This is a genomic window from Sorangium sp. So ce693, from assembly GCF_051521375.1.
GTDB classification, from domain to species: Bacteria; Myxococcota_A; Polyangia; order Polyangiales; family Polyangiaceae; genus Sorangium; species Sorangium atrum.
Genome location: NZ_CP150347.1, coordinates 9,720,852 through 9,734,367, shown reverse-complemented (window position 1 = coordinate 9,734,367; position 13,516 = coordinate 9,720,852). Strand labels below are relative to the sequence as shown.

The 13,516-nt window shown below is 66.4% G+C and carries 6 protein-coding genes; all 6 read right to left on the bottom strand.

All coding sequences use genetic code 11. The features are described 5' to 3' along the window. Positions 1–18: 18 nt before the first annotated feature. Positions 19–582 (bottom strand): hypothetical protein, encoded by a 564-nt coding sequence (locus tag WMF14_RS36365; protein ID WP_437793715.1) that lies wholly within the window; start codon positions 580–582, stop codon positions 19–21. 312 nt (positions 583–894) lie between these two features. After that, a complete protein-coding gene (locus WMF14_RS36360) occupies positions 895–1,668 on the bottom strand; it encodes a DUF6748 domain-containing protein (protein ID WP_437793713.1) in 774 nt (257 codons plus the stop codon). 509 nt (positions 1,669–2,177) lie between these two features. Then, the gene (locus tag WMF14_RS36355) at positions 2,178–2,816 is read right to left on the bottom strand and encodes a class I SAM-dependent methyltransferase (RefSeq protein WP_437793712.1); all 639 of its coding nucleotides are present in this window, start codon (positions 2,814–2,816) and stop codon (positions 2,178–2,180) included. Between the two features lie 14 nt (positions 2,817–2,830). Further along, positions 2,831–3,940 (bottom strand): LysR family transcriptional regulator, encoded by a 1,110-nt coding sequence (locus WMF14_RS36350; RefSeq protein WP_437793709.1) that lies wholly within the window; start codon positions 3,938–3,940, stop codon positions 2,831–2,833. Positions 3,941–4,009: 69 nt separating this feature from the next. Then, complete coding sequence (locus WMF14_RS36345; protein WP_437793707.1) at positions 4,010–6,460, bottom strand: right-handed parallel beta-helix repeat-containing protein; 2,451 nt, start codon at positions 6,458–6,460, stop codon at positions 4,010–4,012. Positions 6,461–7,042: 582 nt separating this feature from the next. Then, positions 7,043–13,021: an AAA family ATPase gene (locus WMF14_RS36340; RefSeq protein ID WP_437793704.1), complete on the bottom strand. Its 5,979-nt coding sequence runs from the start codon at positions 13,019–13,021 to the stop codon at positions 7,043–7,045. Positions 13,022–13,516 lie beyond the last annotated feature (495 nt).

Genomic DNA, 13,516 nt, shown 5'->3' with positions numbered 1-13,516 from the left:
GGCTCCGCCGGCGTCTCTTCACTCGATTTCTACGCAGATGGCATCACCGAGCTCGCGAGAGTCGGTCGCGCGGATGCCGCAACCGTAACCTACGCCGTCGATGGAGCCCCCTCCGCCGATCCTCGCGATCCCCCAGTACCCGACGTGAGTGCATATCTCATCCGAGTAGGCGGAGGCCGTAGCGAAATCCACGTGCTCGAAGCCTTCCAGGCACTGCTCTCCGCCTCTCACCACCGCAAAGGTGGTCCCGTCGATGTCAAAGAGCTGGTAGTTGGGCTTGCAGAGCGTGTATTCCAGCTCGCGGGTGTCGTTGGCGTGCTGCTGGCAGTTGTTCCACGGGCCGTCTATCGATGACCCGTCCGCGATACGAAAGACCCCTGAATAGGGGAGCTCATCGCAGCGGGCTAGAAACGTCCAGAAGGCGTCGAGCGGGGTCAACGGCGTGTATCCTGCGGGGCAAGCTTCTCCTTCGTAGACTCCGAATGCCGTCTGAGCTTGAGCGGGTGCGCTCAGCGAGACGCCTCCGGCGACGAGGCCGCAGAGCAGGACGCGCATGGCCGTCAAGTGATAGATGTGTTTCATTCGTTTGCCGCTATGCTATGCTGTTGGGTTAACTTCCAAGCCAAGCGCGAGGCCAGGTTCCATCCTTCGTGATGCCCCTGCACCGGCGGGCCACAAGATGAGCCCGCTGCAGCCGGAGGTCCGGAGGCAGGCGCATCCGAGCCGCCCCGCCACCGCGCCAGGATCATGTCCAGAGTATGCGGCGACACGGTGGGCGACACCAGACAGCGGGCTGGAACGGCGGCGTTCGAGAGGTGAAACAGTGCTATCGGGCGCGGGCGCGCCGGCCCTGGATCCGGGCGGGCACGGGCAGACATGAGAGGCCCGGCATCATCACTTCAGGCGCAGGTAGAACTCCGCCGCGTCGAGGCGGTTCATCGAGCCTGCCGGACCGGTGACGATCGCATGCTGGCCGGCGACGAGCAGACCGGCCGTGGAGAGCGCCTTCATGCCGCCTTCGACCTGCTTCGCCGTGGCCCCGGAGGCGGACAGATCGACGCCGTCGAGCGGACCGCTCAGGTCGGTGTTCAGGCCATGCTCGGAGAAGGAGGGACAGGGATACGTCACGCACACGATCCCGGTGCTGTCGACCCGAGAAAAGTGGCCCTTCGGCGTATTGCCCGTCGCCCCGAGCCAGATCTCGCTGGCGACGAGGACGTCAGCCGGCCGCGACCGCAGGTCGCCGAGCGCGACCTGCTTCAGGCCGCCGCGGACCAGCGCCTGCCCGGCGCCGAACGCCTCTCTTGCTTTGGCCTCGGTCGAGCGGTCGAGGCCGAGCCCGGACAGATCCAGCTCGAACATGTGGCATTCTTCTTGCCAAGTCCCATCGGCGCAGCGGGTCACGCTGGTGTTGACGCGAGCGACGAAATGGCCGCCGCAGATCGGCGCGACGCATTTTCGGTAGTCAGGATGGGTCGCGATGAAATAGTCCGCCACGGCGACCTCGGCAGCGGCCAGCGCGCCGACATCGTCCTCGACGTCGAGCTCGGCCTGGGCGAGGTCCCCCGCGAGGCCGCCCTCGCGCGGGGCTTCGCAGGCGAGCGCTGGCGCGGCCAGCACGCCGAGCAAGGTCAGCAGCGAGAGGCGATGATGGGTGAGGTTGAACATCGGTGTTCTCCACGAGCGGACACGGGTCGACGTGGATGCGAGCGCCCGGGCCGGTCCACAGGCTCGGGACGCCTTCATGGGCTTCCACGCGTCGAGGGGGCGAGCCGTCGCGAGCACGGTACGCCCCCGCCGCCCTGCCACCTGCTCGCCGTGCTTCGCCCGGAGACGATCGGCTCCAGCGAATGAATGTCGTGTGCTAGCAGACCTGCCGAGTGAAAAGCGGGTCGGAGCAAGAATTCGACGAGCAACGAGGCCTCGCGAAATCGACATGAAGTGACGTGGATTGTAGGGGACTGTCCCCCAAGCTCATCGGTGCTTTACGGAGAGCTTGACGAACTATGCTGGCACGGGATCGCGCCGATTCCGGTCGCGGTTCTGACCCGGATTTTGCCGCTATCGTTGCTCCCGCATCCCCGTGCCCCGTGGCCGAGCGCCGCGGGGAGCATCCGATCTCGAATCGGAACCAGGGTTGGCTGGCCGCATGAGGGTCGGTCGCAGCGAGCTGCGTCCTACCCCGGCTTCTTCGCCACGAGGAACGCAACCATCTTCCCAGCACCAACGTCCCTCTCCTCGATCTCGACGAACCCTGCCTCGCGCATCTCGCGGAGGATCGTCTCGCGATCGTAGGTGTAGACGAACGGCGCCTTCCCGAACCAGCGCATCACCGTGATGATCGCGCCGTAAGGTAGCCAGGTGCTGCCGAGACAGACATTCGACGAGATGAACGAGCCGCCCGGCTTGAGGAGGTCGAAGATCGTCTTGAGGGTGCGCCTCCGATCGGGGACGAGGTGGAGGATGGAGTAAGCCCAGGCGCTGTCGAAGTGCTCGGGCTCGTACGGGGTAGGTCCGTCCAGCGTGCCCTGGCGGAAGGTGACGTTGGTCGCGCCTTGGGACTGCTTCTTCTGGTTGGCGATGCGGATCATCTCGCCAGAGACGTCCATCGCGTGGATGTGGCCCGCAAACTGCGACATCTCCAGGGCGAGCGAGCCCGTGCCGCAGCCGATCTCGAGGACCGTCGAGGCCGGGCGCAGGCGCTCGCGGGTGATGGCCTTCTTGCGCTCGAAGGCCGCGACGTTCGCCACCGGCTTGGCGGCGTACTTCTCGGCGAGGTCGTCCCAGAACTTGGCGTCGGCGGTCATGGTGGTCATGGTGGTCGATGAATCTACGCGCGCGGCGCGGCTGCGCCCGGTGCAGTTTCGTGACGCAGGGGCGCAGTTTCGCGCCACCCCTCGGCCTCGCCGCGAAACAGCGCCGCGCGCTCCGCCATCGCCGCGGTGATGCCCTCGCGCGCGGCCCGCAGGCGCGCGTTGTCCCGGAGGTCGCGGTGGCTGAGGAGCCAGAAATCGGCGACGTGGCGCAGGTCCGGCCTCGCGAGCCGCTGCAGCCCGGGCTCCGGATCGCCGGCGTAGGTGGGCAACATCACGAAGCCGAGGCCCGCGTGCGCGGCCTCCACCATGATCGCCATCGACTCGAACGTGCCCCAGATCGGAACCTCGGGATAGCTCGACGACGCGACGAGCTCCTTGACGATCCTGTGCACGCTGGATCCGAGCCAGCGCGCGGGGCGCGCGCCGCGCTCGGGGTCGAGCCGGGCAGCGTGCGCGGTCGCGACGTAGCTGCAGAGGGTGATGGGGGCGAGCCGCCGCCCGATCAGGTGCTCCGGCGGGGACGCGCCGGGCGAGAGCGCGCGCACCGCGACGTCGGCCTCGCGCTTCGACAGATCCAGGTTCTTGGCGTCGGCATCCAGCTCGAGCTCGATGCCGGGATGCTGCTCGCAGAGGCCGGCCAGGGCGCGGAGGAGGATCTTCGCGATGAACGGGTCGGTGCAGGTCACCCGCACGGGCCCCTCGAGCCGCGCGTCTTGCCCGGCGATGCCGCGCTCCAGCGCGGCCATCTCCCGCTCGACGCGCTCCGCCCCCGAGACCATCTCGTTGCCCGCGTCCGTCAGCTGGTACCCGTCGCGGTGCCGGTCGAACAGCTTCACGCAGAGCCGCGCCTCGAGGGCCTCGACCCGCCGCGCCACGGTCGAGTGGCTCACGCCGAGCATCGAGCCCGCCGCGCGGACGGAGCCCGTTCGAGCGAGCGCGAGAAAATGGCGCACGTCATCCCAGTCCACGACGCCGGCCAGCATACCCCGGGCGGGCGCGCGCGACAGATGCAGATGCGAGCCGCCGTGACCGAGGGCGCCGAGGCGCCGCGGGTCGACGTGGCGGCCGAGGCGCGCGTCAAGAAGAACGCCTGGTCGATCGCGCGCCTCCTCATCGTCTCCCAAGAGCCCAGGTGCTCCTGCTGGGATAGGTTTCAAGGTGGGCGCCGCTGCTGTAGCGCCCACCGCGGCACGTCAGCGCACCCGCAGTTGCGCCGCCGATTCACCGAGCTTTTCGCCCTGCGCATCGACCACATGCAGCTTGTACGTTCCGGCGCTGGCCGGCACGGCGATGGACGTAGCGTCCCCCGCCGCCTTCGTCATCGTCGCGCCCTCTGTGAACGTGCCGGTGCCGGCCGGCGCGAGCCAGACGGCGTTGGCCGCCGCGCCGGTGCTCCTGATCTTGATCGTCTTGGTGCCGGATGCCACCGAGGCGCTCGCCGGGAACACGTAGTCTTGAACCGCGAGCAGTCTGCTGGGGATGATGCCCCGGTGCTCTTCCTGGATGCCGGAGCTCAGGCAAATTTCGTATTGCGCTGCCGGCCACATGTTGTCCGGAACCGCGACCGGCGGGTCGATTCTGCTATCGGGCGGGTTGATGCCCATCTTGTTCACGGTGGCGTACGTCCTCAGGATGGTGAGATGGTGCTTGGCCCCGAAATCCTCGCAGTTGATCGTGTATTTTACGCCGGGGTCGATGTCGAGCACGTTGTCGTTCTGCGTGATGTACGCGCTGCCCTCGTCGTTGTGCAGGCCGTACGTGGGGCCGCTCGTCGCGGGCGGAATGCCCTTGACGTAGTTTTCGTTGATGGTCGTGCCCGGCATCTGACCTAGCGTGTAGACCGCGCCGCTGTCGTGTAGCCTGCTCAAGGTATCGATGAAGCGATTGTTGTTGATCGCATTGTCTTTGCAGGTGGTCGAGTCGGGGAAGTTCCGCCAGCCCCAGCCCAGGTTGATGCCGTTGTAGGCCGTCTTCTGGATGTGGTTGTAGGTTATCTTCAGGCCATCGACGAAGAACGCGGTGATGCCCGAATGGCCACCGAAGCCCGGCAGTGAGCTCACGTCGTACAGCAGGTTGTTGCTGATGGTGTCGTTCTTACAGATGCCTTCGACACCCGAGCCGAACTTTTGGTGCGGGCCGGTGTCGCCCACGTACAGGTGCTGCGGGTGGCCGACCGTGATGCCGCTGCCGGCGATGTCGGTGATGTAGTTGCCGACGATGCTGGAATTTACGACGTCGTTGATGAAGGAAATGCCCTCATTGCCGCTGTGCTTCACCACGTTGCCGATGAAGTTGATCGAGTCGGCGTTGTTGACCGTGATCATCCCGGGAAGCGTGTCGATGATTTCGTATTTGCTGTTGTGCCAGTTGCCGTCGCCGTAAGCAACGTAGATGGTGGCGCCCTGTACCGTCGCTTTGCCGCGCGACCCGTCCACGCTGTATAAGTTGTAGTCGGTGTTGGCGAAGGTGATGCCCTGGAAGGTAAGGTTCTTGACGCGGTTAGCGCTGGAGGCGCCGACGATGTCGATCAGCTTTTCTGCGATCGGCGCCTGCACGTCGGCTTGAGCCATGTCTTCGCTCTGCCGCGGGTAGTAGTAGAGGGTCCCGGTCGTCTTGTCGAAGTAAAACTGACCGGGTGAGTCCAAGAACTCACGCGCGTTGTATATCGTGTGGGAACCAGAAACACTGAAGCCCGAATTCCAACCGGGGGTTTGCGCAATGGTGCCGTAGGGCTGTTGAAAGAGCAGCGCGCGGAAGTTGTCTGGCGTGGTGGTGACATCACGAACGCAAACGATATTCTCGTTCCAAGTGGTGCCGTTCACGATCTCGAGGTCGTCTTTGTTGCTGGCGATGGCAGGCACCGCGTTGAGGTCGTACTTGGCGCCGTCACTGCCGCTGCCGGTCGCCCAAGCCCAGCTGTGCTGCCCGGCCGTCACGCCGTACGTCCCGACACCTCCGCGCGACGTGACCCGCTTGCTCGTCATCAGGGCACGAGCATCGTTCACGTACAGGTTGCGCAGCTTCGTCGTTCGGTCCAGCTTGGCCTTGTAGATATTGCCCGTGTCCGGCGTCCATCCGGTCACCTTCGTCGCGCCGTTCAAAACGGGCGTTTCCCCGGGGTAAGCCTGATAGTAGATGCGATGGCCATTCGTGCCCGAGTCCGACGGCGCGAAGGCGATGGCGTCGGTGAGGCTGTACGTGCCAGCTCGGAGGTAAACGTAGATGTCGCCGGTCATACCGGCGTTGACGGTGCGGACGACGTCGCGCGCCTTGGCGACCGTCTTGAAGGGCGCGCTGGCCGTGCCTGGATTGTCGTCGCTACCGGAAGGCGACACGTAGTACGCCGCTTGCCGCGTCCCGGTCTCGTCTGGAACCTCGCCGCCGCCGCCGCCGCCGCCGCCGCCGTCCGCTCCGCCACCGGCCATCGCGCCGGCGCTGCCGCCGCCACCGGCCTCTACCGCTCCTCCGGCTCCTGCAGTGGCGTCGGCTCCGCCGGTTGCGCTGCCGCCAGCCGAGCTTTCGCCGCCAGCCAGGTTGGGGCTCGTTCCATCCGACGAACAAGCAACCAACCCAGCGAACCCCGTGAGTGATGCGGCCACCAGCAGCCTGACGTGACGAATGGTGAAATCGTGACTCTCACGCATGATTTTTGCCTCGAACGTAAGCTGATCCAGCTGCCGACGCGCCCTTGAAATCCTCGAATCGTTGCCCATCCAGAGGGCAAGTGTGCCTTGCTATGTCATCCCAGCAGGGTCCAACTGCTGCTTCCTCCCCCTGCATGCGCCTCGACGGGAGCCAGCAGCCCGACCGCCACCGTGAACGCGCATAAGGAGAACGGCCGGTGCGCATGACGCACCTATCCAGGGCAAGCCGAAAGAATACCCTGCGCCAAATGTGAACGCTCACATATCTGGCGTCAATCAAAATGGACTGCGCGCAGATGTCCTCAAGCCCGAAGGGTGCGCAGCGGCGGCCGGCCGAGGCGTCCGCTCCTGTTGACGCTTGACGCGGCGCTCCGGACGGGCCCCACGAGCCTGGTGCTCCCTCGGGCCCGAGGCGCGGTCGCGGCGAGTCGTAGGCGCTCACGCACCCGGGCAAGAGGCGCCGTTCACCAGAATCCTTCCACCGTTCCCGCTGCTCCTGGCTCCCAGCATCAAAGCCGGGCTCGACCTCGACGGCGCGGGTGCACGCCAGCGGGCGTGATCGAACGGCACCGTGTCAAGGGGTCACCGAGCCGGGTCGGACGCCGCTCGGGAGCGGGAGGCGAGCGCGCTCTTCGGCATAAGGAGGACCAGCATGAACGGCCGGTGGCCATCGCGCTCCTCGCCGGTGAAGCGCACCAGGGCGTCACCGCCGCGAGCCCGGAGGCTCGCGCGCACGATGTCGAGCCCGACACCTCGACCGGCTACTTGACCGATCGTCTCTGCGGTCGAGACGCCGGACAGGAAGATCTGGTCGGCCAGGGCTTCATCGGGCAGCGCATGAACGCCCGCCCGCCGACGCAGCTTCGCGAGCGACAGTCCCCTGCCATCGTCGAAGATCTGCAGCTCGATCGCGCTCGGTCCGCTCCGCATCCGAACCTCGATGCGGCCCTGCGCCGGCTTGCCGGCGAGCTCTCGCACGTCGGGCCTCTCGATGCCGTGATAGAGGGAGTTGCGAAAGCACTGAACCAGGATGTCTTTCACGAGTCCCGTCCAGTCGCTGGCCAGCTGCGCCTCGGCCTGCTCCGTGAGCACCGCGGGCGCGGGCTTCCCGAGCTCCGCGGCCAAGCTCGGCAACATCTCGCGCGTCTCGTCGACCAAGCGCGCCACCGACGTAGGGTCGAGGCGCGCGAGGACTCCACGCAGCTTGCGCGCGAGCTCCTCGGCCGCGCCGGTGGGAGCGGCCGTCGCGACAAGGCCCCGGATGTCGTGAAGGACACCCTCGCTCCGTTCATCCAGCCTCTTGATCACGGCCGTCAGCCTTTGCTGGCAAACCGACTCGTACTCCGCGACCGTCCGCTCGACGGCGTCCAATCGCTCCAGCAGCTCGTGCCTGTCGCTCGGTCGCCCTGGCTCCCGGCGCAACGCCTGGCAGGCGTGCTCCGCAGAGTGCAGGCAGTCCACCAGGTGCGTGAAGCCGTGCAGGCGAGCGTTGCCTTTCAGCGTGTGCAGGTTGCGCAAGGCGGCACCCCAGAGCTGCTCGGAGCTCTCGACGTGCGGCCCGAGCGCCGCGCGATTCGCGGCGAGCAGCTCGCGACAGTCGGCGCAGAAGGCGCGTGTGGCCTCGACGCCGCAATCGAGCGCCTGCACCATCATGTCGACCTCGCGCTCCTTGTTGCGCGCCGCTTGCCTCAAGCTACGCAGCAAGGTCACGTCGCGAACCGTGACCAGCATGCGCTCCACCTGGCCCGCTTCCGACTCGATGAAGTTCCAGGATATCTCCAGGAACTGGGGTTTGCCGCCGGGACCCGTACGCTCCACTTCACGGATCAGGTGATGGGTGTTCAGCTCCGCCAGCCACTGCTCTTGACCGAAGGCACAGCTGAGCGCGGCCTCTGCCGCGCTCCGCGCGTCCGGTCGGACGTTGGAGCCATCAAACAGCAGCGCGAGGCAGTCGCGACCGACCAGCTCGGCATTGCCGAGGATGTCCGCCAATCGTCGAGAGTATCCCGGTTCGACACGCCGGTTCCGGCCGATGGTGAAGACGCCCTCGTCCAGATTGTCGAGCATCGAAGCGATTTGACCGTTCTTGAGCGCCAGCTCCTCGGTGCGCTGGGCCACGCGTCGCTCCAGGCTCTCGTAGAGCTGTGCGTTGTAAATCGAGATCGCTGCCTGGCTGGCAATCACCTGCAACGCAGCCAGTCGATCGAGCGTGAAAGCATACGCGCTGACGTTGTTCTCCACGTACAGCGCGCCCAGGACGTCGCCCTTGCGCATGATGGGAGCGCACAGCACCGAACGTACGCCCCTCTTTCGAATTTGCGGGTCCGCCTGGAAGGCGCCGGCCTTCGCTGCGTCGTCCAGCGTGACGGCCTCTCCCGTGCGCAGCACGTAGCTGACGACGGTGGGGCACAAAAAATCGGCTTCCGAGTACTCCACGCGCTGCGAAAGGCGCGTAATCGGGCGCTCCACGTGGGCGCGCGCCTCCACGTAGTACGCGCGATCGGTGTCGTCTTGCAAGACGAGGCAGCCGTGCTCTGCCCCGGCGTTCTCGATCAACGTGGCCATCAGCGCGGCGAACAGCCGCTCGGTCTCGACCTCGACGAAGATGCTCTGCGTTGCCTTGAGCAGGGACGCGCTGTCGAAACCCTGGCCGGCCGCCATCGCGCCGCGTGCTGTCGCGATGTCTCCTCTCACGGTATCCGCGAGCAAAGCGGGGTGCTCACGCGCTAGCAATTCGAGCTTCGCCGTGGCGCCCCAGTCAGCGTAGAGCCGGTAAGCCGTCTCGAAGCATGTCCTGGCGTGAAGGGGCTCGTCCAGCGATAGCCACATCTGGGCCTGGTGCTCGTGGGCGAGCGCCCGCAAGTGGATGAACCCGTCTCCGGCCGTCCTGATCGCGTCGCGGTAGCGGGCGAGCACGACTTGCAGCGGCTGCCCCGTCAGGCGCGCGTGCTCGGCGGACAGGAAGTGAGCCTTGTGAGCGAAGTTCTCCGAGCACAGACGGGACCAGGCCTCGAGCTGCTTCAGATTCTCCTCGATGACAGCGAGCAGGGCCTCCCGCGCCTCCGGGCCTCCTTCGCGGCACGCCCTCGCCGCCAGCAGCCCTTCGAAGAGCTTGTAATCGGGAAGCGAGAACTGCCCCGCCGCGATGATCAAGAACTCCCGGGTGAACTCCATCCACTGACGCGCCGAAGCGAAGTCGCCCAGGATGAAGCTCGTCATCATCTGGGCTTGCCCGTAGGCGTACGAGTACTGGGTGCTCTTCTCGGCAACCACCACGGCGGTCGCTTCGTGGTCGGCCGCGGCGACGGCCTGCTTCTCCGATTCGCGTGCCGTCAATCGAGCGACGGCTCGCTCGACGACGAGCGCATTGACCAGCTGACCTGCCGCCGAAATGTGCGTCAGGTAGCGCCGCAGCTCCGCTACCTGCTCGCGGCAGGCCCGCAGCCGCGCACCGACCAAGAACGAGCGCTGGGCGCGATCGTTCTTGGCGTAGGCGACGTGCTGCAGGTCGCCGAGCATGAGCCCGCTCTTCTCCCCCCGGTCGTAAACCGCGAACAGATCTCGGTAAGTCGCCTTCCAGTGCGCAAGGAAGCCCGCGAACACGAAGCACACGCCCGATTCGACCGGGGTCGGCGAGAAGCGCTTCAAGAGCTCGAAGGCAGCCAGGCCGATGCGATAGGCGGCATCGTAGTCGCCCAGCATCGCGAGGAGGATGATGCCGCAGTCAGCGAAGTTCTTGCACGAGACCGCGTCGACGCCGCGGCATAGCGCCAGGTCGAACATGATGAGCTCCGCCAGGAAGAACAAGGGCGGATAGGTCTGAAACGCCGGGGGAATCACCTGCGCCAGCAATTCGAGGACCAAGCGCGACGCTGCGTCCTCTGCCGTCGGAAGAGCCGCCAGGCCCTCGATCGTCACGCGCGCCAAGTGCGCTTGCAGCTTGCCGATACCCTCACCGATGCCCTGGTTGATCTCGTCGGGCGCTTCCGGCAAGCGCACGCCGAACTCGGCCAGGGCTGCGCGTACCTGGACCACGGCGTCCAGCATTCGCCCGCCGTGCTCGAGGATCCGGGTCTTCAAGACATGAACTCGGCCGCGCGCCAGGAGGTCGGGGGCGAGCCTGAACGCCTCCTCGCAGAGCGCTTCGACATGCGGATCAGCCAGCACGAACGCTGTCTCGGCGCGCGCGAAGATCGCTCGAAAGGCCAGATCCGGCGAACATTCGCTCTCGCACCTGACCAGCAGCTCGACGGCGATCTCGGCGTGGGCTCCCGCGATGCTCCACGCGCCGCTCTGAAGCGCCTGGTGACTCGCGGTCAGGTTGAGCTCCACGAGGTCGAGGTGCTCTTCTCGGTCATGGATCGCGCCGCGAGCGGCGTTCAAATGATGAAGCACATCGAAGAGTCGACTCGGCGCGCGATCGCCCCGCAGGCGCTCGCGCAGGATCCGTCCGATGCAACCATGAGCTGCCACACGCTCCGCGTCGCTGGCGCGCGAGAGCGCGGCCTGCTGCACGCGCGAGTGTTCGAACGCGTACGATGCAGGCTCGTAGCTCCGGCCAGGCGCTGACGGCTCCGCCCGAGCCTCGACGGAGACCTCGGACAGGAGACGATGGGCCAGCCCCTCCCGAAGGAGCTCAAGACAGGCCGCGGGCGGCCTGCCCACGGCCTCCGACAGGGTCTGCAGATCGAAATGCATGCCGAAGCATGCTGCGGCGGACAGCAGCCTCGCCGCGTCGGGGCCGAGGTCCTCGAGGCGCTCCGCCATCAACGCGCCGACATTGTCGCAAGCGGGGTGCGCCTCCGCGCGCTGCAAGTCAGCGGACCATCGGCCGCGCTCGACCTCCAGGCGCAGGATGCCCTGTCGATGCAAGGAAACGAGCAGCTGACCGATGAAGAACGGGTTACCATCGGTCTTGCGCCTCACGATCTCCGCGAGCCCGCGGGCTTCAGCGACAGGCGCGCGCAGCGAGCGAGCCACGATCTCCGCGACCGCCTCGGAGGACAGCGGTCCGAGCGGCAATGTCAGCACGACCCTCTTCGCCCGGTGCAACGCTCTCTGCATGTTCAGGAGCGTCGGTACGTCACTGACATCACCGCCGCGGAGCGCGGCCAGCACCATCACGTGACTCGAGTCGGGATTCGTCAAAATGGCAGACAGCACCTCGGCAGAGGCGGCGTCGAGCCACTGAGAATCGTCGAGGACGAAGGCGAGGGGACGCTCCGGCGTGGCGAAGATACGGATGAAGGAGAGGAAGACATGCTGCAACCTGCGCTGCGCCTCGATGGGATTCAACGCGACGATGGACGTGGAGGGACCGGTGACGCAGGAGAGCGCCGGCACCAGCTCGGTCATCATGCCTGCGTTGTGCCCCAGAGCTGCGGTCACGCGCTGCCGCAGCTCCGTCAGCTCGGCTTCGGAGAGCGACAGCAGGTCCCCTGCCAGGCGTCGTAGCACCTGCGCCAATCCAGACAGCGGCACTGCCTGAGCTCGCTCTTCGAACGCCGTCGACAGCAGTCGCGCCGGCGCTCCGCCGTGCTGTTGCAGGAACTCCGCGAGTACGGCGGACTTTCCGGCGCCCGCGGCTCCTGGCATGAGCACGAGCAGCCTCTTGCCGGAGCACACGTCGTGGAGGGCGCCTCCCAGCGCCGACAGCTCGGCGTCACGTCCTTGCACGTCTCGGCTGACCATGAATTGACTGGAAACGTCATTCACCCCCAGGACCACAGCAGGGAGGGTCTGCGTTCGCCGGAAGCTCTCATAGAGCGTGGTCAGGTCGCTCAGCAGCCCGTGATCGCTCTGGTAGCGCTCGTCAGGATTCTTCGCGAGCAGCTTGGACACGAGCTGTGCGAGGACTGGCGGCATGTCGGGCGACAACTCCGTGACGAGCGGAGCGCGCTTGGACACGTGCGCGTGAGCCCAGCCGATGGCATCGCTCGCCGCGAACGGCAGCTGGCCCGTCAGCATCTGGAAGAGCGTGACGCCTAGAGAATAGTAGTCTGCTCGGTGATCGGGGCGGCGGTTGAGGCGGCCCGTCCGCTCTGGCGCGACGTGGGAGAGTGAGCGCGCGGGTTCGCAAGCGGTGTCGACTGCCGCGTCCTCGGAGACTGCCAGGAGATCGGCAAACTCGACACGTCGAGTCTCGAGATTGACCAGAAAGCTCTTATGGCTCACATCCTGATGAAGCAGCCCCTGCTCGTGCAAGCGATGCAGCAAGCGAGACATGCCGAGCGCGAGCTCCAGGCACGTTCCGACCTCCAGACCCTTCGCGGGAATCTCGAGCGGTGTGCCTCCGAAGTCCTCCATGATGAGGGAAAGCTCGCCGTCTACCTCGCACACGTCGTCGTCGATCGCGAGCGTGCCGATTCGACGCCACATCTGCAGCTCGAGCTCCAAGACCCGGCGCGGCTGAGCGACTGCGTGCCGGAGCGAGTGCAGCAAGGCGCTCGCGCCGGAGGTCGCGCGGCGCGCGCGCCGCCAGATGCTGCGCGGCAATACCGCCACGGTTTCCGTGATCTGATAAGCGTCCTCACCGAGGTGCGCTTGACTGTTTCGGTTCATTGATTTGCGTCCCGCTCGCTTTCATCGGCCGAGGCTGGTTCTGCGTGTGCTCGAGAACGGCGCTCCCCCTGATGGCTGAAGGAACCACAGCGCTTCGCGACCCCCCTGCCGGGAGCCGCTCACCCGCTGCGCCCCCGTCGCCTCCCGCTCTCCTCCTGGCGCCCAGTGCCAGCCCTGGCGCCTTCCGAGCGAGAGGGGTCGGCGGCGCGCTCTGGCCTAACGACGAGAACTCGATGAACCAACGCAGAGAGAAGGAAATCCAAAGCCTTCCGAAACGTCAAGCGCCAACTGCGGGACGTTGCCCCGGTCGGCAGCGCATTCGTCGCTGTGATCTGGCACACCCGCATGAAAAATCGATGCCATATCAACGACTTTAACCCATGCATCGAAAGACGCCGCCATCACTCCACGGCCTGCGGGAGCTCGTGCCTGCCGTGCGCTCGGGCTCAGCGTGCGCACGGTGGCCCGCTGGCGAGCGGAACCGCGCCTGCGTGA